This window comes from Parabacteroides acidifaciens (assembly GCF_003363715.1).
GTDB lineage: Bacteria > Bacteroidota > Bacteroidia > Bacteroidales > Tannerellaceae > Parabacteroides > Parabacteroides acidifaciens.
In genome coordinates, this window is record NZ_QREV01000072.1 from 1 (window position 1) to 21,008 (window position 21,008).

General features: G+C 46.4%; 16 protein-coding genes and 1 tRNA gene. 5 read left to right on the plus strand and 12 right to left on the minus strand.

The genetic code is table 11. The annotated features are described in order from the left end of the window. Positions 1-360, plus strand: a 360-nt coding sequence (locus DWU89_RS20935; protein WP_208642487.1) for a hypothetical protein, incomplete at its 5' end; no start/stop codon positions are given. An 88-nt stretch (positions 361-448) separates the two neighbouring features. On the opposite strand, the gene DWU89_RS18765 is transcribed toward DWU89_RS20935, so the two are convergent. The 3 genes from DWU89_RS18765 to DWU89_RS18775 form a co-directional block, all read right to left on the minus strand. Continuing rightward, positions 449-1,450, minus strand: a complete 1,002-nt coding sequence (locus tag DWU89_RS18765; RefSeq protein ID WP_115501164.1) for a DUF4837 family protein — start codon at positions 1,448-1,450, stop codon at positions 449-451. 193 nt (positions 1,451-1,643) lie between these two features. Continuing rightward, entirely contained in the window at positions 1,644-2,288 is a 645-nt protein-coding gene (locus DWU89_RS18770) for a hypothetical protein (RefSeq protein WP_115501165.1), read from the minus strand. Between the two features lie 5 nt (positions 2,289-2,293). Next, positions 2,294-4,363, minus strand: coding sequence for an RNA degradosome polyphosphate kinase (locus tag DWU89_RS18775; protein ID WP_115501166.1), 2,070 nt, complete (start codon positions 4,361-4,363; stop codon positions 2,294-2,296). 58 nt (positions 4,364-4,421) lie between these two features. Here DWU89_RS18775 and DWU89_RS18780 point away from each other — a divergent pair, with 58 nt between their 5' ends. Further along, positions 4,422-4,916, plus strand: a complete 495-nt coding sequence (locus tag DWU89_RS18780; RefSeq protein WP_115501167.1) for a metallophosphoesterase family protein — start codon at positions 4,422-4,424, stop codon at positions 4,914-4,916. Here the strand turns inward: DWU89_RS18780 and DWU89_RS18785 are convergent. The 3 genes from DWU89_RS18785 to DWU89_RS18795 form a co-directional block, all read right to left on the minus strand. Beyond that, positions 4,913-6,034, minus strand: coding sequence for a hypothetical protein (locus tag DWU89_RS18785; protein ID WP_115501178.1), 1,122 nt, complete (start codon positions 6,032-6,034; stop codon positions 4,913-4,915). The two genes, DWU89_RS18780 and DWU89_RS18785, sit on opposite strands and share 4 nt — an antisense overlap. A 61-nt stretch (positions 6,035-6,095) precedes the next feature. Continuing rightward, positions 6,096-6,941 (minus strand): lipoyl synthase, encoded by an 846-nt coding sequence (lipA, locus tag DWU89_RS18790; protein ID WP_115501168.1) that lies wholly within the window; start codon positions 6,939-6,941, stop codon positions 6,096-6,098. A 6-nt stretch (positions 6,942-6,947) separates the two neighbouring features. Further along, on the minus strand, positions 6,948-9,122 hold the full coding sequence (locus DWU89_RS18795; protein ID WP_115501169.1) for a S9 family peptidase: 2,175 nt from the start codon (positions 9,120-9,122) through the stop codon (positions 6,948-6,950). Positions 9,123-9,314: 192 nt separating this feature from the next. Here DWU89_RS18795 and DWU89_RS18800 point away from each other — a divergent pair, with 192 nt between their 5' ends. Then, on the plus strand, positions 9,315-10,271 hold the full coding sequence (locus DWU89_RS18800; RefSeq protein ID WP_115501170.1) for a TIGR01212 family radical SAM protein: 957 nt from the start codon (positions 9,315-9,317) through the stop codon (positions 10,269-10,271). On the opposite strand, the gene DWU89_RS18805 is transcribed toward DWU89_RS18800, so the two are convergent. The 3 genes from DWU89_RS18805 to DWU89_RS18815 all read right to left on the minus strand — a co-directional run bounded on the left by DWU89_RS18805 (position 10,231) and on the right by DWU89_RS18815 (position 11,536). Then, positions 10,231-10,728, minus strand: a complete 498-nt coding sequence (locus DWU89_RS18805; RefSeq protein ID WP_115501171.1) for a DUF4251 domain-containing protein — start codon at positions 10,726-10,728, stop codon at positions 10,231-10,233. The genes DWU89_RS18800 and DWU89_RS18805 overlap by 41 nt on opposite strands. 169 nt (positions 10,729-10,897) lie before the next feature. Further along, the gene (locus DWU89_RS18810; protein ID WP_115501172.1) at positions 10,898-11,353 is read right to left on the minus strand and encodes a DoxX family protein; all 456 of its coding nucleotides are present in this window, start codon (positions 11,351-11,353) and stop codon (positions 10,898-10,900) included. Between the two features lie 109 nt (positions 11,354-11,462). Continuing rightward, positions 11,463-11,536 (minus strand) — tRNA-Arg (locus tag DWU89_RS18815). A 197-nt stretch (positions 11,537-11,733) separates the two neighbouring features. Between DWU89_RS18815 and asnA the strand changes: the two genes are divergently transcribed. Then, positions 11,734-12,771 carry an aspartate--ammonia ligase gene (asnA, locus tag DWU89_RS18820; protein WP_115501173.1) on the plus strand — a complete coding sequence of 346 codons (1,038 nt, stop codon included), beginning with the start codon at positions 11,734-11,736 and terminating at the stop codon, positions 12,769-12,771. Between the two features lie 80 nt (positions 12,772-12,851). Further along, positions 12,852-13,514 carry a uracil-DNA glycosylase gene (locus tag DWU89_RS18825; protein WP_115501174.1) on the plus strand — a complete coding sequence of 221 codons (663 nt, stop codon included), beginning with the start codon at positions 12,852-12,854 and terminating at the stop codon, positions 13,512-13,514. A gap of 1 nt (position 13,515) precedes the next feature. On the opposite strand, the gene DWU89_RS18830 is transcribed toward DWU89_RS18825, so the two are convergent. The 3 genes from DWU89_RS18830 to DWU89_RS21235 form a co-directional block, all read right to left on the minus strand. Then, positions 13,516-16,272 (minus strand): putative LPS assembly protein LptD, encoded by a 2,757-nt coding sequence (locus DWU89_RS18830; RefSeq protein WP_115501175.1) that lies wholly within the window; start codon positions 16,270-16,272, stop codon positions 13,516-13,518. Positions 16,273-16,337: 65 nt separating this feature from the next. Then, entirely contained in the window at positions 16,338-16,880 is a 543-nt protein-coding gene (locus DWU89_RS18835; RefSeq protein ID WP_115501176.1) for an HD domain-containing protein, read from the minus strand. Between the two features lie 394 nt (positions 16,881-17,274). Further along, complete coding sequence (locus DWU89_RS21235) at positions 17,275-20,577, minus strand: DUF6383 domain-containing protein (RefSeq protein ID WP_316250676.1); 3,303 nt, start codon at positions 20,575-20,577, stop codon at positions 17,275-17,277. Positions 20,578-21,008: the final 431 nt, after the last annotated feature.

The following is a 21,008-nucleotide window of genomic DNA, read 5'->3' on the forward strand; positions in this document are numbered from 1 at the left end:
ATTGTCAGAAAGGGGAGCTTAAACCGTGAAAAGAGTCAATCCAAAATGGATCAAGATTTCGGACGAAATAGAAAAACAGTCAAAAATAGGGGTTATTGTAATTTGTCAGGTTTGCAGAAGATTCAAAACTTGACAGATTTGAAGCAAATCAGATTCCATGCCCATGGAAATCGGATTGCATGGGCATGGAATTTCGAATGGATGGGTATGGAAACATCTATAAAAATAATTTCATTTTTTGCCAGATTTGAAACAATAAATGATGATTTATCGGTGCGTCGCTACGTTTGTATTACCGGACGCAGATTTCGCAGACGACGCAGACGAACGCAGATCATTTATTGTTTTAAAAGAAAATAAGTCTGCGTTCCTCTGCGTAATCTGCGCCCGTCTGCGTCCGGTAAATACGAGCAAACACACCGTTAAATCATCATTTACAGGTTCATTATCAATTAAACTTGAACGTATAAAGCGCCGCCTCCCCGCGCCGGAGCAGTTTGGCCTTTTTGGTATTCGGGGCATAGACAAAGGTTTCCGCCACGACCACCCGCTGGTTCTTTTTGTCCAGATAGGCATGGCTTATGAACGGACCACCCATCATATCGCCTTCCAGTTCCCACAAACCCCTCACTACGCCGCAATATTCACCGTTCCGGTTGATCGCTTCGTAAGAAGGAGGAAGGCGTTTAACAGTCGTCATATAGGAATTGGGAAAAGCGCCCGGTATCTGCTCCCCTAAAATGGAATCGCGCATCGACACAAGATAATCCAAAGTAAATGTCCGGTTACTGGTATAAGGGAAACTGTAGACTATCAGATCGGTTCGTCCTTGTTTGCCATGATCCGTCACCCAAAAGAAATCCGCCGTGTCCTTATAAGAACACATCTCTTCCGGCACATACAAACTGGCATTAAAACGTTCCTTCACCTTCTCGTTCACCCAAGCGCTATGCGCTCTTTCGAGATAACTGGCAGACCGTTCACGCTCCTTTCCCTCCAGATAAGCGACCAATGAAGCTCCATGTTCCGTCAGATACTCCATCAGCTGTTGAGAGGAAGGGACATTCAACGTGATGACTTCCTGTCCGGTAGCCCATACGTCCTTCTCTTTGTGGACCGACACTTTCGTATATTGGGACGGATTAACCCGGACCACCATAATATTGCGGACGTAACGCAGAAGGCCGTCAAACTGCGACGGTTCGGCATACGTCACCCGCATGGTCGGTTCGTTTTGCGGCAGTCCCGGAATGGAAGCCGTCAACTGGCCATACAACAATCGTCCGGCCTCTCCCTTCCATGCATCTTTGTCCATTACGACCAGGACTTCATAAGCAAATCCGGTTGCTCGCTTCATAAAGATGGACTGTTTCGGCTTTGAAGACCGGTTACACGATGTCCCGCCTATCAGGGCAAGCAGGATCACGATTAATAAAGATTGTGTTCTCATACTATTATCTCCTATCAGATTTTCTTAAAAACTAAATTCACACGGAGCAAAGGTAGAGAGATGATTTAAGAAGAGGAAGAAACGATGCCGGACAAACAAATAAGCAAATAAACAATTGACAAACAAAAAGATAAGATCAACAAAGCCATATCAGACACACAATATGGCGGACAATCGGATTGCCTTTTTACAACTAATATAAACGGATAAACTGGTCCAGATCGGTCTTCTCATCCAACTGAAGCTTTTTCTTCAACCGGTTTTTAGACTTGGTCAAGGCATCGGTGGTATTGTTGAAAACGGCCAACTGCTCCTTCCGGGAGAAGTTCCATTTGACAAGGCAACAAATTTCCTGTTCGTGGCGGGTAATCCCCTGTTTCTCCTTTAAATCGGTCAGGATATGATTAAAGAGCATATCCGTATAATGCAGTATCTCGTTCCATTCGGTACGCGTCAGATTGGTGTGGAGCGGGTCTTCCTTTAGCTGGATCAGCATCGACAGGACATTCGCATCAGCCAGGTCGATCCGTTCGCTTGCGCGTAGCTTCTGCTGGTAAAACTCGAGGTCGGACATCCGTTCGCGATACTGTTCGGACTCGGCTGTCAGATGTTGCAATTCTTCTTCCAGCTGCTTCACCTGCCGGGCATACTCATAGCGTTCCTTTTGTTGCCGGCAAAGCATGGCCTTATTCCGCTTCATCTTTTCCTTGACCTGCCGGAAACGTTCCTGCCTGCTCCCCGTCCGCCGTCCGATCAGGAAACCGAGCAAAGCGCCCGCTATCAGCGCAACACAACCCAAACTAAACAGGACGAACGTCCAGGAAGAAGATATATCCATACCGCCTACATCTTATTTTTCAAATATTCATAAATAGCCAGTTGGGCACGCACCTTCTCCGGATTGCCATCCCGCTTGAAGTTGTTGCGCAACTGTTCGTCTATCAGGCAAGCCTTGACATTATCCCGCATCTGTATCTGCAAGATATGGATAATATCCTCCTTTATCTCCGGATCCAGTATCGGGAAAGCCGTTTCGATACGGCGGTTCAGGTTACGGCGCATCCAGTCGGCGGAAGTCAGGAACAGGTCTTCCTGCCCGTCATTATAGAAGTACCAGATGCGAGAATGTTCCAGGAACATATCCACAATACGGGTAATCCGGATATTCCGGCTGAACGGCTGGTTGGGAACCAGACAGCAGATACCGCGGACAATCAAGTCTATCTCGACACCGTTCTCGCTGGCCTCATACAGTTCATCAATCATATGCTGGTCATGCAGTCCGTTCATCTTCAACACGATGCGTCCTTTACGGCCGGCTTTGACATGCTCGATCTCCCGATGAATCATCCGAGTCAGCTCCGGTACCATATTAAAACGGGCAACAAGCAGATGACGGAATGTCGGCTCATGCAGCTTCCCTTCCAGGACGGCAAACACCTTGTTGATATCCTTAATCATCTCCGCATCCGAGGTCAGCAACGCCATATCGGAATAGATACGCGCCGTCTTTTCATTGAAGTTACCGGTGCTCAAGTAGGCAAAGTCGCGCCGCTTAATGCCGTCGTCCGTATCTTTACGCAGGATAACGGCTACTTTCGCATGCACTTTCAAGCCGGGGATGCTATAGATGATGCGGATACCGGCCTGCTCCATCCGCTCGGCCGTGCTCATATTGTTCTCTTCGTCGAAACGGGCTTTCAGTTCAACAAAGACAGTCACTTTCTTTCCGTTCTGGGCGGCACTGATCAACGTATTGATAACTGCCGAATTTTCCGCCACGCGGTATTGCGTAATCTTTATCTCGTCTACCTTCGGATCGAACGCCGCTTCCATCAGGAAACGGATCAGGTAATCAAAAGACTGGTAGGGGAAATGCAGCAATATGTCCCGTTTCTTCACTGCCCGGAAGACCGAACCCATCTCATCTAAGAACGGTACGCGCATCGGAGACGGGATCTCCTGCTCCAACTCCTTCCCCTTCGGGTTCGGCAGCTTGATCAGGTCCTGCAGGTTGTTGTAGCGTCCACCCAAAACCAGGTCATCCACCGTAATGCCGAAAGCATTGCAGACAAACGCCAGAAAATCGTCCGGCATACTGCTGTCGTACATAAAGCGGCTCAAGGCGCCTATCTTGCGTTTCTTCACCTTCTTCCGGATGTTCTCCACGATATTGCCTCCTTTCTCGTCGTCCAGGTAAATATCCGCATCCCGCGAAATCTTGATACTGTAACAGCTTTCCACCACATACCCCGGAAAGATGCTGGACAGGTTGGCCCTGATAATATCGTCGATAAACATAATATAATGCTTCCCTTCATGCGACGGCAGCTCGATAAAACGGGGAACTTTCGCATACGGGATCTTCATCAAGGCATAATAATACTCTGGCACATAATCCGGCTCTGCCATCCGCTTACTCTTCTTTATCATCCGGATAACCAGGTAAAGACGGCGGTCGCGTATGAATGTACGGATATCTCCCGCCTGTATCATCACCGGCGAAAGGAAAGGGAAGACCTCTTCGTTAAAGAAGTTGTGCACAAATTCTTCATGGAACGGTTCCGGATTGCTGTCCTGGTACAGATAGATATCCTGCCGGTTCAGCTCCTGCAATACTTTTGAAAAAATACGGTAATATTCCCGTTGCTGGCGGTTCACTTCTTCGGTTATTTCGGCCAGTATCTCTTCCGCCTCAGCACCGCTCTCATCAGTGAAATTCTTTTTCATGATCACGCCCCGGTGCTCGGCAACCCTTATTTCGTAGAACTCTTCGAGATTGGACGAATAGATAGAAAGGAACTTAATACGCTCATAGATAGGCAGCGCATCATCTTCCGCCTCCAGCAAAACGCGATAGTTGAAAGACAGCCAACTGATATCCCGTTTGAAATATTTATGTGAATTCTCCATCGTATTATTATCTTCGGTCGGTAAATATAAATACTTTTGCGAGATAAAAGAAATTGTTATGCTTAAAATAGGACTTCTTTCAGATACCCACGCCTGGTGGGACGACAAATATGCGGAATACTTCTCCGAATGCGATGAAATCTGGCATGCAGGAGACATCGGTTCGGACGGCCTGGCTGCCCGGTTGGCAGCCTTAAAACCGTTTCGTGCCGTTTACGGTAATATAGACAGTCAGTCGCTCCGCTTGCAATATCCGCAAGTCGCCCACTTCAAAGCAGAGGAAGTGAACGTGATGATAACGCACATAGGCGGATATCCGGGACGTTATAACCCGGCTATCCGCAAAGAGCTATACGACACACGCCCCAACCTCTTCATTGCCGGACATTCGCACATACTGAAAGTAGCTTTCGACAGAAGCCTGAATTGTTTGTACATGAATCCGGGCGCGGCCGGTAAGAGCGGGTTCCATCAGGTAAGGACGCTGATACGTTTCATTATTGACGGACAACAAATCAAGGACTTGGAAGTTATAGAACTGGGACACCGTTAACAATCTCCACAACAGAAGTTTTCCGCCAGTAGAACCGTATTCTGCAAATAGTCGAACTCCTGCTCGAAATATTCGCTGAAGACACCCGAACCTAAGTTTGCTTCTATCTGTTTAGTGGTCCAGAGCTTGCCGTTCGGCTGTTTGATCTGGTCCATTATCTCTTCAGAACGTACACAGATAACGTAGAGGTTGACCAAATGTTTCACCTTTTCGTTCTCGAATGTATAACGAATCAGGAACCGGGGCATCATATCCTCTTTTTCCCCTAACTCACCGATCGTTTCCCGCACAGTGCTTTCTATGCTATGGCGAAACAAAACATAACTGTAATACGGATAATCGATCGTATCCGGCGATACGAATGCTTTCTTTCCTCTCGTCACCAGATACAGCATTCCCTGGTAGATGACTGCCACACGTACAACCGGATGGTAATACTTTTTAGGCAAAGAACGGCTTACGGAACGGGCAATACAGCCGATCACCTTTCCCCCGTCATTCAACACCGGTAGCCACATTTCCTTGCGAAGACTGCCTTGCATCATCGAAATCCTTATCTGTTCATACAGGATCAGGAACACCCCGATCACGATCCCAAGCTCCCTGTACAGGAAACGCTCCATACGCACACCTTGCATCGTATCCGGCAGGATACTGTACACCAGGATAATAAACAAGTGCAATGTATAGAGATTCTGGACAAGCTGGGCAACAAAAAAGAATTCATTCAACGTTGTACGCATCAACGTCCGTTTGTAGGTCGGATGCTTGGAGGTCCGGATCTTGCGTAAGATCGACCGTTTGGCAAATCCAAGAAACGCCAATACGACAACCAGCAATACTTCAGTTATTAACGGAGAATAAATAAACAACACCGGCTCAAGCCTGATACAAAGAAAAATCGAATAAAGAACTAATGTCGTTGCGGCCGGTAATAACAGGAACTGATAGACCTTATCTTTACTAAGTATTTGAAATAAAAAAATACATACAAAACAAAAAGTAACACCGATTATGAAGGATAATAAGTATGAAAAATAATTATCCAAAAACATAAACAGCAGCAGTGGCACTAAGCCAATGGCCTGGTTATCCAGGCTCCTCTTCACTTTATTCATACCCATTCCCCCTTTTTTCCCTTTATAACATAACAAACTGTATAAAGAAATGTTCTCACCATCATACGTGTTTTTCGGCGTGATAAGAGGAACGGACCAGCGGAGCGCTCTCCACTTTATTGAACCCTTTTTGTAAAGCAATTGATTTATAAGTCTCAAACTGTTCAGGAGTGACGTATTCCTTTACCGGTATATTTTTTCGGCTGGGCTGCAAATACTGTCCGATTGTCAGGACAGAGACTCCGGCGGCCCGCACGTCATCCATCAACTCATACACTTCTTCCACCGTTTCGCCCAGGCCGACCATGATACCGGTTTTAGCGACAACGCCTTGTCCTGCAATGCGTGCAAGCACCGAAAGGCTCACATCGTATTTGGCAGCGCTACGCACTTCCGGGCTGATCCGGCGAACTGTTTCCATATTATGGGATATAATTTCAGGAGCCGCTTCCACCACCATGTCCACCAGTTCCAGACGTCCCTGGAAATCGGGTATCAGGACCTCGACAGTCGTTTCCGGGTTTACCTCTTTTATGGTACGGATCGTATCCACCCAATGCTGTGCACCCAAATCGGGCAAATCGTCCCTGTCCACCGAAGTGATCACGGCATGTTTCAGTTGCATCAGCCGGATACTTTCCGCCACATTCGCCGGTTCTTTCGCATCCAGCGGAAGCGGTTTACCGGTCAACGTATTGCAAAAACGGCAGGAGCGGGTGCAAATATCACCCGCAATCATAAAGGTTGCCGTCCCCCGGCTCCAGCACTCTCCCATGTTCGGGCATTTCCCGCTGGTACAAATCGTATGTAAGCAGTGAGATTCCACGATACTTTTTGTCCGTGTGAACTGCTCGTTCCCCCCCAGCCGGATCTTCAACCAATCCGGCTTTCTCAAATGTTCTGACATTATAAGTTATAAATTATCGAATAAGAAATTAGACATTCTGGTGTACAGATGATAGCGGGTATTTCCTCCGTAAATACTGTGGTTACGGTCTTTATAAACCTGCATTTCAAACTGTTTACCGGCTTGCACCAGTGCTTCCGCATAATCCATCGTCTGCTGGAAATGTACATTATCGTCGGCCGTACCGTGGATCAGCAACAGTTTTCCTTGCAAATCCTTCGCCAGACGGATCGGGGAAGTAGCAGCATATCCTTGAAAGTTTTCTTTCGGCGTGCGCATAAAGCGTTCCGTATAGACAGAGTCATAATATTTCCAGTCGGTAGGAGGTGCTACCGCAATGCCGGCCTTGAAAGTGCCGTTACCGACACTCATGGACATCAGCGTGTTATATCCGCCGAAGCTCCATCCCCAGATCGCCATACGGCTCTTGTCGACAAACGGCAGTTTGCCTAATGCCTGCGCAGCTTCGACCTGGTCTTTCGACTCCAGTTCGCCCATACGCAGATAGGTACATTTACGGAAAGCTTCGCCCCGGGCACCTGTTCCGCGTCCGTCCACACAAACCGTAATAATACCGTTGGCAGCCAAATACTGTTCCCAGTCGAAACTGTATTTATCCAACACCTGCTGGGAGTTCGGGCCGCTATACTGGAACATCAGGACCGGATATTTCTTCGATTCGTCGAAGTCCACCGGCTTCACGATCCAGGCGTTCAGCTCATAGTCGGAAGCTGTACGCACTTTGATAAACTCTTTCTTCGCGTACGAGTAACCGGCCAGCTTGTCGATCAGGCGGGCGTTGTCCTGCAAGACACGCAACACTTTGTTCGACTTCGTTTCGTTCACCGTAATCTTTACCGGCGTGTTGGCATTGGAATACTGGTTTACGTAATACGCGAAGTTATCACTGAACGTGGCGTTGTTCGTACCTTCCCCGGTCGACAGTTTGGTCTTTACGCCTTTTGCGTCGACCTTATAGACAGCGCGACGCATCGGGCTTTCTTCCGCCGATTCGTAATAAACCGTCTTTGTTGCCTCGTCGTAACCTAAGAAAGCGGTCACGTCCCAGTTCCCTTTCGTTACCTGGCGCTGCATGACGCCTGTCGGTGAATACAGGTAGATGTGTGCATAACCATCCTGTTCGTTTACATACGAGAAACTGTTCGTATAGAAATGGATGGAGTTCAACCATTCCGAATCGACATAAGCCTTGTTCTCATCCCGCAGGATCAGGCGGAACACACCACTCTTCGGGTTGGCGTAATACATATTGAATACATTCTGATGGCGGTTCAGCGTCATCACGGCCAACTGGTCCGAATTATTGGTAAAGACAATCCGGGGAATATAGCTATCCTCTTCCACGGGGACTTTCAGTGCCTTTGTATCTTTTGTCGTCACATCATAGGCATGCAACGTCACCTTCGAGTTCTTCTCGCCTGCCTTCGGATATTTATAGTCGTAATAACCGGGGTAAAGTCCTGTACCGAACATCTGCATCGAGTATTCCGGCACTTCCGATTCGTCGAAACGGACAAACGCCAACTGCTCGCTGTTCGGCGACCAGGCCATCAGGTTCGTCACGGCAAATTCTTCTTCATACACCCAATCGGTTATACCGTTCAGAATCTTGTTCAGCTCACCGTCTTTCGTCACCTGTACTTCCGTATCGAAATCAAACTTACGGATCCAGATGTTGTTATCGCTCACGTAGGCAACCATCCGTCCGTCCGGCGAGAAAGTCGGAATCATCTGCTTGCTCTTGGAATCGGAGATCGGTTTCACGTAATTACGGCGCACGTCATAATCGTAGACATTTGCCCGGAACGAGCGGCGGTAAATCGGCTCCGTATCACGCCATACCAGGATATGGTGTCCGGTGCTGCTAATCGTATATCCCTCGAACGTATCGAACGTACATTCGCGTGCCTTCGCTGCATTAAACAATGTATCGACAGGCGCACCTGTACGATAGGAATATTTTATAATCATGTTACAGGCATCGTTCATCGCCGTATAATGCTCGCCGTCAGGCAGCGAACGCATCTCACCGATATTAGTAACCTGGCGGAACTGTCCGTCCGTAATCTCTTTTAAATCGATACGCTTACTTCCATTCTGCGCAGACAGGCCACCGGCCAGCAGGAGTGCAAGTAAAGCCCCAAACCCAAATCGTTTCATATATGCTCTTATTATTTTCTTAATGTTTCAAGTAGAACAGATTGCAAAGTTAGTACATTCTTGCTGGATTTAACAGAAAACAGCCGACTAATAAAGGATATTTGTGTAGAACAGAGGCTTCCAGATGTCATTTTATCAAATTATTAACCACCGGATATTGCCCTTTAACCATTATAAATTACCTTTGCCGGCATGGAAAACAGCAAACCATATCGGGACTTCGGTGACTTCCTTCGGGAAGTCTTTCCCCACAAAGTACAAAAGATATCGATCAACGCCGGTTTCACCTGCCCCAACCGTGACGGGACGAAAGGTTTCGGTGGCTGCACGTATTGTAACAACCAGACGTTCAGCCCGGAATACTGCCATACGGAGAAAAGCGTGACGGAACAGCTGGAAGAAGGTGTCCGCTTCTTTTCCCGCAAATATCCGGATATGAAATACCTGGCCTATTTCCAGGCCTATACAAACACATATGATGAATTGGATTCGCTGATCGCCAAATACGAGGAAGCCCTCTCCTATCCGGATGTCAGGGGACTGATTGTCGGAACCCGCCCGGACTGTATGCCGGAGGCTTTGCTGGATTATTTCGCCGCTCTGTCCAAAGAAAAATTCGTCATGATCGAATACGGCTTAGAAAGCACACTGGACCGTACGCTCGTCCGCATCAACCGCGGCCATACGCATGCCGAATCGGAAGACGCCATCCGCCGGACGGCAGCCAAAGGCATTTATACCGGCGCCCACCTGATATTAGGCCTGCCGGGAGAAAGCCGGGACGAGATCCTGCATCATGCCGATGTCCTTTCCACGCTGCCGCTTACCACGCTGAAACTGCACCAGTTGCAGCTGATCCGCAACACGCGCATGGCAAAGGAACAGGCCGAGCACCCCGAACAGTTCCACCTCTACACCGCGGACGAATACATCGAACTGGTCATCGACTTCATAGAACGATTAAACCCCTCTATTGTGGTAGAGAGGTTTGTATCGCAATCCCCCAAAGAGTTGCTGATCGCACCGGATTGGGGACTCAAAAACTTTGAATTTACGGCAAAGGTAAATAAACGTATCTTAGAACGAAATGCGCGGCAAGGACGTCTGTTCACTCCTTCTTCTTCGGAGCGACTTCTCCCTGGTAGGTAATGCTCTGCCTGTTTGTCGGCGTTACGCTTATAATGGCAGAACCGTTAGAAAACACCTGCACGTCAAAACGGAAAGTATCTTCTTTGGTACGGGTTACGAATTTAATTCGAGCGGTCCCCTTCTTCTCGAAGGTTGATTGATAATCGGTAATTGATTCTTCAAAACGCAGCCCGTCGCCTCCACCATACGGCAAAGAATACGCTCTTCCGAAATAAGGAAGATAAGAAATCGCCGAATCACCGCGCATCTCAAAATAGTAAGGAGTCGTCAGGTTCACCGTACGCCCTCCCATTGGCAGTGCACGGTCTACATCTATCGTAAACCGCTGCTCATCTATCATTTCTTTTATCTCTTTTGCTTTCTGCTCTTTCCTTTCTTTCTTAGTCTGGGAATAAAGGGATTGCCCTCCGAGAAAGAGGACAATCCCCATAAAAAATAATAACCTGATGTTCTTCATATAACCTTAAAAACTAAACACTATTATTTGCCTTTCTATATATAAGACAACTCATAGGCTTAAAAGGTTTATTCCAATATCATTAAATTACTTTAAAATCAAAGAAAACTGATTAGCCGGGACTATCCATTCCGTTTTGGATCATAATCGTGTCTTATTCCCGAAATAATCAAGCAGTCCTCTCCCAACGTCTTTTCCTTACCAAAGCCGACGAGAGGATACGGTCGACAGAGAATTTACCCGGTCCAGTTATATACATAAGGATGAATATGACCAGATAGATAAACGCCAACTCTTTTGCCGCAAACGGATCATTCCCGTGTATCACGAAAAAAGCCATTCCCATCGTGAAAATCATCGGAATCAGGGCCAGGCGGTAAAGCGCGCCAAAAATAAAGCCGACAGAGCAAGCCACCTCTCCAAAAATCGCCAACCCTAATGAAACCGTACTCCCAACTCCCAACGGATCCGGGAAAGAGGTCGACAACACCTCAAAGTTAGCCCATTTCTGCACACCGTGCGAAAGGAATAACACCCCCAAAAGGATGCGTAAAGCCAATAAAAACAGGGAAAAAGCATTTCCTTCCGGCTTGGAAGGGAAAAGGAATCTATAAATTGCTACCATAATCTTTGTTCTTTCTTAATTAGTTATTCATTTATAAAACATAAATAAAAAAGAAATGTTTACGTGTATGCCATAAAAAAGGGCTTCCGAAAACTCGGAAACCCTCGTGTGACCAGGGTGGGATTCAAACCCACGACCTTCAGAACCGGAATCTGACGCTCTATTCAGCTAAGCTACCCAGCCAAAGACAGCGCAAAAGTAGACATAATCTTGCAGGAAAACAAACGAACGGGCAAAAAAAGATTACTTTTGATATTTTGCAACCCTCCAATCGATAATCACTTCCATTTTGCAAATAAAATAAGGCTTACGATTGCTATTTTGCCATTAATCATTATCTTTGCCACGCATTATTTACAAACACAAAGCACAACAAACATATGAGCTATCTAATTAAACCCGCAGGATACAGGGCTTTATTGAACTTATCGCAGACTGAGATGGGTATCAAAAAGATTAAAGACTTTTTCCAGCAAAACCTGTCTTCCGAATTGCGGTTGCGGCGTGTCACCGCCCCGTTGTTCGTTTTAAAAGGGATGGGTATCAATGATGACTTGAACGGCACGGAACGCGCAGTCACGTTTCCAATCAAAGATTTGGATGATTCCAAAGCGGAAATTGTCCATTCGCTTGCCAAATGGAAACGCCTGACACTCGCCGACTATCAAATCGAAAAAGGATACGGAATCTATACCGACATGAATGCCATCCGCTCCGACGAAGAATTGGGCAACCTCCATTCTTTATATGTAGACCAGTGGGACTGGGAACGTGTAATGGGTGCGGAAGAACGGAATGTAGACTTTTTGAAAGAAATTGTACGCCGCATCTACGCTGCAATGGTGCGCACCGAATATCTGGTTTACGAAATGTTTCCGGAAATCCGTCCGACGCTTCCCCAGCATATTCATTTCATCCACTCCGAAGAGCTATTGCTAAAGTATCCGACTTTCACCCCGAAAGAACGGGAAGATGCGATCACAAAGGAATACGGGGCCGTGTTTATCATCGGCATCGGTTGCCAGCTGAGCAACGGCAAGAAACATGACGGACGTGCTCCGGACTACGACGACTGGTCGACAGTTGCCGAAAACGGGCAGGTCGGATTGAATGGCGATTTGCTTGTCTGGGACGAAGTGCTGAACCGCTCGATGGAACTTTCATCCATGGGTATCCGTGTCGACAGAGAAGCATTGCTCCGCCAATTGGCGATATGCGATGCCGAAGAAAAGAAAGAATTATACTTCCACAAACGCCTCCTGAACGGCGAACTGCCATTGAGCATCGGTGGTGGTATCGGACAAAGCCGCCTGTGTATGTTCTACCTGCGCAAAGCCCATATCGGAGAAATCCAGGCAAGTATATGGCCGGAAGACATGCGCCGGGAAGCCCGTGCTGCCGGCATGTACCTTATTTAATTGAAAATTGATAATTGAAAATTGAAAATTATTTCGGATATTCGCACAACAAAGATAATTTTCAATTTTCAATTACAATTATGGACGTTAAGATAGAACAGAGCTGGAAGCAACGATTGAACTCAGAGTTTGAAAAAGATTACTTCAGACAACTGATAACCTTTGTCAAAGACGAATATCGCCAAAGAACCATCTATCCTCCCGGCCCCTGTATCTTCAGCGCGTTCGAACACTGCCCCTTCGACAAGGTCAAAGTGGTCATTCTCGGACAAGACCCTTACCACGAACCGGGACAGGCACACGGACTTTGCTTCTCCGTCCAGGACGGGACACCGTTCCCGCCGTCACTCATCAATATATTCAAAGAGATTGAAAGCGATTTAGGCAAGCCGGTTCCACAGACCGGTAACCTGTTACGCTGGGCGGACCAGGGTGTCCTGTTGCTCAACGCAACCCTGACTGTCCGTGCACATCAGGCCGGTTCGCACCAGAATAAAGGTTGGGAGGAATTTACCGATGCCGTCATCCACCGCCTGGCGGAAGAACGGAGCCATATCGTTTATATACTTTGGGGATCGTATGCACAGCGGAAAGGAGCTTTCATCGATGCGGCACACAACCTGGTACTGAAATCGGCACACCCGTCTCCCCTATCCGCTTACCGCGGCTTTTTTGGAAACAAACACTTCAGCAAAGCAAACGACTATCTGATCGCTACGGGACAGACACCGATAGAATGGTAAATTATTTCCAGGTCTGTCCGTCACGATAGTTGCTGCTCTGACGCCATTTCAGGTCTTTCAGCAGGGACGAACTTACAGCAATATTAAAGGTATAAGACTTATAAGGACCTACGGGGACGAAACTGGCGGTCATCTGCCAGCAGTGCAGGTCGCGGGTTATATTACAAGTCATGTATGAAATCTTTTTCGTATCGAAGTCGTACGTCGCATTGAAGTTAAAACGCCAGTTCTTCGTCGGCTGGATATTACCGTTAAAGCTCAACGCATGCGTCAACTTATAATTATATTCCATTTTACTCGGATTAAAATCACCATAACGCAACTGCATACTATAGCTGAACGAAAGGCTCCAAGGCACCTTATTGATCATATAGCCATACGAATCATACTCGCCCGTCTCTTTCTTCGCACCCCGTAAGCGGCCACCTTCCGTTTTTGCTTGCTGGTCGCCCTCCTCTCCCGGAGAGATTTGTTCAAATTCGGGATCGTTCGTGGCGTTCGGATCGGCAGGAGGATTGTTGGAGTCGTCCTTGTCTTTCTTGCCGAACAACTTACCGAACGTATCGTTATTAAATGTATAAGAGAAGCTCGTTCCCGTCTGGCGCAGACGACCGAGGCCCTTACCGGCTTTCCAACGCGGGATATCCAGACGGCGAACCGTCTTTGTCGCATCGTCATACCCGTATGTGTAGGTATCGAACGTACCGTTCAGGTTCAAAGTATAACTCTTCGAGAATTTAAGGCGCAGACCGACACTCAAGTCGCTCCACTTGAATGAATCGGCGGCCATGTTATAGCTCATACCCAACGACAGCTTATCGATCAGGCTGATCTTGCGCTCACCCGTCGAATCGCGATCCGACTTAATCTTCATTTCGAGGTTGTTATCCAGCTGGAAACTCACACTCCCCGACTTTCCGTTTGGAGCCGTACCGAACATTCCGCGCTCAAAAGGCGAATAAGAAACATGCTGTTCCTGGCCGTACTGGTCTTCATAAGTGAGGTCCTTCCAGAAGCCATATTTGGCAGCTCCGAAATCCGGCGTATAACTCAATGTAACGGAAGGCTCGAAGCGATGGCGTATCATCTGAATCTTATCTCCTAAAAACGGCAACGGTTTATAGAAACCGTACAAAGTTGTAGAAGCGGAAACGGACGTGCTATAGTCGAACACACGATAGAAACCGTAAGTCGTATCGCGGTCCACCACCGTCTTCTTTTGCATATCGTAGGCCTTTTCCACTTTATTGGTATACCAACGTTCGGTATAGCTGAGCGACGGAGAGATATTCAGATATTTGAGCAATGTAAAGGTTGCGCTGACCGGAATCTGGTGTTGCATAGCGTTCCGCCAATCCTTTACCAGGCTCGACTTAAAGAGTTTGTCTTCCTTCGTATCGATGCTGTTACGCAGATAACCGTTATAACTCATGGAAATCTTTTCATACCAACGTTCCTTGCCGACAACGCTTTTCCGCTTGAACGGGAAGATACGGCTCATGGTAATCGTGATATCGGGCAGCGTCAGCGAGATCGTCGAGTCTTTGGAACGCTGGTTCACATTCATGGTAGCCGAGAGGCTGAACGGGTTATTCGGGAAACGTTGCGTCAAACTGATACTGGAACCTTTCGTATTCTGGTTCGCATCTGCAAACCCTTGCGAACCTGGATAGAAACTGTTCAGGTTATTACGGTCGTAGCTACTGGTCGCGAAGTTCACACTGGCCGAGAACGTCCGGTAAGGGTTTGCTTTCGGGTCCTGCGAATGCGTCCAGTTCAATTTAAAGTCTTTCGACAGGCTATAATCAGGAAGTCCTTTGTCTCCCAAACGGGTAACCAGGTAAGAGGCGTTGAAACTACCCGAAAACTTATACCGCTTGCGGTAAGAAGAGCGTGCCGACAGCCCCCATGAACCTTTCGTATAGATTTCACCGGTCAAAGCCAGGTCCATATAATCACTCAACGCAAAGTAATATCCCCCGTCACGCAAGTAGAAACCGCGCGAACTTTCATCACCGAACGTCGGCATGATAACACCGGAAGAATACGAACTGGAGAACGGGAAGAAACAGAACGGCAAGCCGATCGGGTAAAGGGGCACATCCTCGAACACCATATAAACCGGTCCGGTCACAATGTTCTTTTTCGGACGGACTTTCGCCTTTGTCATCTGGATGTAGAAGTGGGGATGGTCGTGCTCATCGCAAGTCGTATAGCGTCCGCCCACCATATTCAGAACATCATTATCCATCTTTTTGGTACGTCCGGCAGTCACATATCCTTCGCCCTGCTGCGTGATTACATCCGTAATATATCCCTTTTTCGTACCGAAATTATAGCGCATCGTCTTGGATTCGTATTGCTGGTCGCCATCCTTGAAAAGCGGATAGCCGAATTCTTCCCCGATCGAGTCAAGGCCGAAGGTAGCATACACGAGGCTACTGTCCATATTCATCTCTATATTCTCGGATTGGAGTTCGATCTGTTGATATTTTACGTTGCTTTCCCCAAACAGATAGGCCCAGTTATTACCTGTCATAATGATCGAGTCTTTTGCCTCATACGAAACCGGCGCATCCAGCCCCGCCTGCTTTCTCGGAACGGTATCCAATACAGCCACACTGTCGGCAGGCACGATCGTATCGCCCACAACAGCCAGCACCGTGTCGGTTGGAGCAATAAGTTCCTGCGCCTCAGTCATCAGGTTTCCGGTGAGGAAAAACAACAAAATAATCAGGCATTTGTATTTCAAAAACATTCCGTCGTTATTTGCAGTGTGTTACAGCGGGCAAATGTATAACTTTTTAGTGAGCCAATCCCTTTTTATTCCCCTAAAAAGAGTTTACACCAGTTATCAAACCGCATAACAGTGTCATTCCCATACTTGGAAAGCCCCTGTTTAACCTTTTCGACAGACTTCTCTTTATCCAGTTTCGTTTTGCTGTAAAACTTATCGGCGAAACAAATCAATTGTTCTTCCAAGGTTTCCGGCATAAAGTCGCGATGCGGAAGGGGCAAGTTGCGTTCTTCGATCATCGCCAGCGTAATACCCGTTCCGGTATGCCGCTCGCAAACACGGGCATGGCGGGGATAGCCTTCCGCCCGCATCAGCTCGGCGCCGAGGTAGCCGTGGCAAATATATTCGGCATCACCGTAACAAGCTATATCGGGAGCGTTACAACGGAAAATACCTATATCGTGCAGCATCGCCGCTTCTTCCACAAAAGTCAAGTCGAGATTCATCTCCGGATGCATCCGGGCTATGGCCAAGGCCTTATCAGCCACGCTTCTACTATGAATAACCAATATCCGGTACACTTCCGAGTCCACCGGGTAGTATTTGGCTATAATATCTAAAGGGTTCATATTCTCCTATATCTTTATATTGGATGACAAAGATAAAGAATAGATAACGACTATCAAAATAATAAGATATGAGACGGATTCGAGAAGGGGGGCTTATTATAGTTCTGGATACAGCGCGCCAAACACAGGGACAAAGAAGCGGCACCCCTATAAAACGACAAAGTCCCGGAAGTGTTACCATCTTCCGGGACTAATCTTTTGTATGCTTTCGTCCTTCACAGGGCTACAGGCTACATTGAACTTTTAATTCAATTACTTTAGTATTATTAATATTAAATCCGGCCGCTTGTTTGCCTGTCACAGGGTAATTGGTGTTGATTGAGACGGACGGCCGTCCGTCTCTACAAAACCGCGCGGCCAAACATTTTAGAATTATTTGATTATAAATTCATTCTTATTTTACGATTGCCTTAACAGCATCTTCGCCTTCGATAGCAACTACGACTACGCCTTGAGGAGCAGCGATTGTTGCGTTGTCAGAAGAAAGAACTGTGTTAGCAACTGTCTGGCCGAGGATGTTCGTGATAACAACCTTCTTGCCCTGTGCACCGATGATCTGAACACCACCGTTAGCAGCGATAACTTTCACGCCTTCAGCATTGATCGTTTCGTTACCTGTTGCAGCTTCGTCTTCCGGAGTTACGTCAAGAACGTTTACGACAACTGCATCTTCTTTCGGACCCATTGCCAATACACCGTTGATGTTGTGAACATAGTTCTTACCGTTGTTATTCTGGCATACGATGTTGTATTCGTTATCTGCATCTTTGCTTGCAAATTCGAAGCTGAACTGGAAGTTCTTAACACCTGCCTTAACATTGTGCTTCAAGCCATCGGCAGAACCGGCAGGCTTAGCAGCGATAGATACAGTGTCGATCTTAGCAGCAGCATCCATAGTCGGAACTAACAGTGTATCCTGTGCCATGATAGAAGCTGTGCGGAACATTACGCGGTTTGCACCTGCACCATAGATATACGGAAGTTCTTTGTTTGCATCCTTTACATCAGCAGAGTCTACAGAGTTCCACATATACAGTCTGCTTGCTGCCACTTCTTCAGTAGCCTTTACACCCTTCGTGATGTAGTAAGTGTAAGGAGCAGCATTTTCATAATGAGCTGTATCCAACCAGAAGATAAAGTCTAAGTTATCATAAGCATCAGCTTTCAAATCACCTTCACGGACAGCGATAGCCTGGTTCTTAGCGTTAACGGCAGCATAGTCACCGTTGATAGCCTGGATGCGTACATGTTTCGGCAGAGATTTGTAAGAGGCAGGAGCAGACTGCGGTTTAACGATGAACATGTCGTTACGTTCGTCCAAGTCCATAGCAGAGATAGTCTTGTACTGAGTACTGATAACCATTTTAGTAGCATCGTCTAAACCGTCAGCCAAAACATAAGTAGAATCAGTATCGACAACGATCATGTAGAACTTAGTGATATCAGCAGGAGCGATGTTGGATTCGTGGATGAAACGATAGTTACCGTCTTTCTTTACCAGGTAAGTAGAGTCGGCATCATTGTAGATCGTGTAAGATACATTTATCAAGTCTTCGTTTACACCATATTCAGTTTCTTCACTCGGAGTCAAAGTAAACAGCATTTCGCCTTCAGCGATCTTCAAGCTGGAGTCTTTTACCATTACGATAGTCTGTCCGGCTAATACGTCAGCAGCAGAAGTGATGGTGAACTTGTTGTTCTTTGCATCGTTAGTTGTGATATATTTGAAACCGATATAAGCGTTGTCTGCATCTACGTCGTCAGCGGCAACTAATTGGATGGTGTCACCATTGATAGCAAATACGTTGTTGTCTTTGTCTACAACGTTAGTTACACCCTGCCATTTAGCATCTGCTGTTGCACGGTTTTCAATAGTGTAATTACCTTTGTCAACACCGGCAGCCTTAGAAACTACGAATTGAGCATACGGATTGAATGCCTGAGCTTTTGCTACATAATCAGCAGCATTAACCGGGCTTTCGTCAAAGTACAAGCCATAATATTTGTTAGCAACACCGGCACTTTCTTCTTTCTCTGCGTCAATTACATAATACAGACCTTCAGCGATTGTAGCATCACCACCGATAGTGGCGTCTTTATCGGATGTTTTGATTGTAGCGATCAAGTTGCCGTGAGTTTCTGTAGTAGATGTGATCTGACCGATAGTCAGAACTTTCGTGTTAGAAAGTTTACGGATTACTACTTGCTTAGCAGGAGAAACAGCAGCAACAGTCAGAGAGTTCAAACCATCTGCGTAGTTTGCACCGTCTTTGATGGCAGAAGTAGAAACAAGAGCTGCTGCACTATTTGTAGATACGGTTGTAATAACCAAGCCGTTGAGAGCTGTTAAATAAGCATTAACTTTAGCGACATAAGCTTCCTGTTTTTTCTTCTCAGCAGCGTCTTTCGAATAAGTAATTTCCTTAATAGCCTTCTTTACTGCGTCAATCAAATCTTGGCCTGTTTTTGCAGAACCAGAAGCTCCAGCCTCTGTAAACTTCTTTGCCTCTGTAAATTTCGTTCCTTCTGAGAAATCGGTTGCTTTATCTTGAGTAGAGAATAATGTTACGCCTGCTTTCAAATAGTCGACAACTGTTTTAACAGCGTCAATTTTCCCTTCTGTAGGCAACGCAGTATGCATAGCCTCCAAAGTAGTTGCCACAGGAATAGAAGTCTGAACATAAGCCGGAGCAATCACCATAGAATCATTCGGAATGTAATAAGTTACAGTGAATGCAGCTGTTGCCGGATGATGTTTAGCTATTTTTGTACGATTAGCAAAGTTTGCAACTGTTGCAGAAGCAGGTTCTACAGCGATTGTGTCAGCTTTCAATACATTGAATTCTTTGCTTGGATCGTAGAAGTTATAGTCTACCAACAGATATTCTTTCTGTGTTTTAGTTGCAGCATCCATAGCATCGTTCAGACGGTTCTTATATTCTTTACCGTTAGTCAGATACAAGACTTCAGAACCTGCAGCATCGAAATCAGAACCATCACTTTTGATCTTTGCAGCAACCGCTTCCCACTTGTTAGCCGTCAACACATTCTTTTCAGTAGAAGATACATTTTCGTCAGTGAAGAATAAACGACCTGCATTTGCTTTTACCAAAGCGTTGAAGTCGGAAGCTTTCAATGTTACAGCAGAAGCAGAAACATCACCCAAATACATTGTAGTATTAGATTGAGCAGCTGTAGCCTTAGTTGCACCAAAAGTTAATGCACTACCACTTGTTCCAATCGTGAAGACAGTATCACCCTTTATTGCATACAAAGCATTACCTGCTGCATAAGCCCATTCTGTGTTACCACCTTTTTCATTAGCAGTAATATTTTCAGAGCGTCCGCCACCATCGACATCCGATTGCAACTTAACTGACAACAGTTGGCCTGACAAGCGGTTTGTAAATGAATAAGTATAAGTTGTTCCAGCTTGAGTAGTATGAGGAATCAACTTAACCTGCCAAAGAGAACCCAGCAAGCTGTTAATCTTGCCAGACCAATCTGAAGCGTCTACTGTTGAAAAATCACCTTTAGCATCCATTGTCAGGTAAGTGGTTCCACCAGTTGCCGTTGACAAATGGATGAACTGACCGTCTTTCAAATCTGTAGTGGCAATATCTGCCGCCATCACATTTGTAGACAATCCACCGGCTACCAGAGCGGCAGCCAAAAGAGTAGAAAATCTCTTGTTCATAATCATTAAAAATTAATTGTTAATAAAATAGTGTTTAAAAATCCAACAACTAATTTCACGAAGGGGTGAAAACACCCCCGCGAATGATTATGAACGGGCATAAAAAAAACGCGAGCGTGTTATCTATTATCAATTCAAAGGCTCTGGTAAGCCCGCTAAACAATAATAGAACAACAGCTCGCGCCTTATACGATATAATACACTCCTCCCATATAAAATGGCAGGTGAAGTTATACGTAGTCAGCGCAAGCATTTACTGTCTATTATTCCGTTTAGCTAAAAATTTACCAGATTTTTGAATTGGAATAATCTTCGTAAAATGCTTACAATATGTAATTGATCCCGCGCTTCGTGGGCCGCTGCCCACTACGGAATCGTTGCAAAGGTAAATAGGTTTTCCGAATCAACAAGGGAAAACGCCCATAATTTTC

What these genes read in the sequence shown, in the direction of transcription:
- DWU89_RS18765 (WP_115501164.1), bottom strand. Translation starts at nt 1,450, where the DNA reads ATGAGAACACAATCTTTATTAATCGTGATCCTGCTTGCCCTGATAGGC.
- DWU89_RS18770 (WP_115501165.1), bottom strand. Translation starts at nt 2,288, where the DNA reads ATGGATATATCTTCTTCCTGGACGTTCGTCCTGTTTAGTTTGGGTTGT.
- DWU89_RS18775 (WP_115501166.1), bottom strand. Translation starts at nt 4,363, where the DNA reads ATGGAGAATTCACATAAATATTTCAAACGGGATATCAGTTGGCTGTCT.
- DWU89_RS18780 (WP_115501167.1), top strand. Translation starts at nt 4,422, where the DNA reads ATGCTTAAAATAGGACTTCTTTCAGATACCCACGCCTGGTGGGACGAC.
- DWU89_RS18785 (WP_115501178.1), bottom strand. Translation starts at nt 6,034, where the DNA reads ATGAATAAAGTGAAGAGGAGCCTGGATAACCAGGCCATTGGCTTAGTG.
- lipA (WP_115501168.1), bottom strand. Translation starts at nt 6,941, where the DNA reads ATGTCAGAACATTTGAGAAAGCCGGATTGGTTGAAGATCCGGCTGGGG.
- DWU89_RS18795 (WP_115501169.1), bottom strand. Translation starts at nt 9,122, where the DNA reads ATGAAACGATTTGGGTTTGGGGCTTTACTTGCACTCCTGCTGGCCGGT.
- DWU89_RS18800 (WP_115501170.1), top strand. Translation starts at nt 9,315, where the DNA reads ATGGAAAACAGCAAACCATATCGGGACTTCGGTGACTTCCTTCGGGAA.
- DWU89_RS18805 (WP_115501171.1), bottom strand. Translation starts at nt 10,728, where the DNA reads ATGAAGAACATCAGGTTATTATTTTTTATGGGGATTGTCCTCTTTCTC.
- DWU89_RS18810 (WP_115501172.1), bottom strand. Translation starts at nt 11,353, where the DNA reads ATGGTAGCAATTTATAGATTCCTTTTCCCTTCCAAGCCGGAAGGAAAT.
- asnA (WP_115501173.1), top strand. Translation starts at nt 11,734, where the DNA reads ATGAGCTATCTAATTAAACCCGCAGGATACAGGGCTTTATTGAACTTA.
- DWU89_RS18825 (WP_115501174.1), top strand. Translation starts at nt 12,852, where the DNA reads ATGGACGTTAAGATAGAACAGAGCTGGAAGCAACGATTGAACTCAGAG.
- DWU89_RS18830 (WP_115501175.1), bottom strand. Translation starts at nt 16,272, where the DNA reads ATGTTTTTGAAATACAAATGCCTGATTATTTTGTTGTTTTTCCTCACC.
- DWU89_RS18835 (WP_115501176.1), bottom strand. Translation starts at nt 16,880, where the DNA reads ATGAACCCTTTAGATATTATAGCCAAATACTACCCGGTGGACTCGGAA.
- DWU89_RS21235 (WP_316250676.1), bottom strand. Translation starts at nt 20,577, where the DNA reads ATGAACAAGAGATTTTCTACTCTTTTGGCTGCCGCTCTGGTAGCCGGT.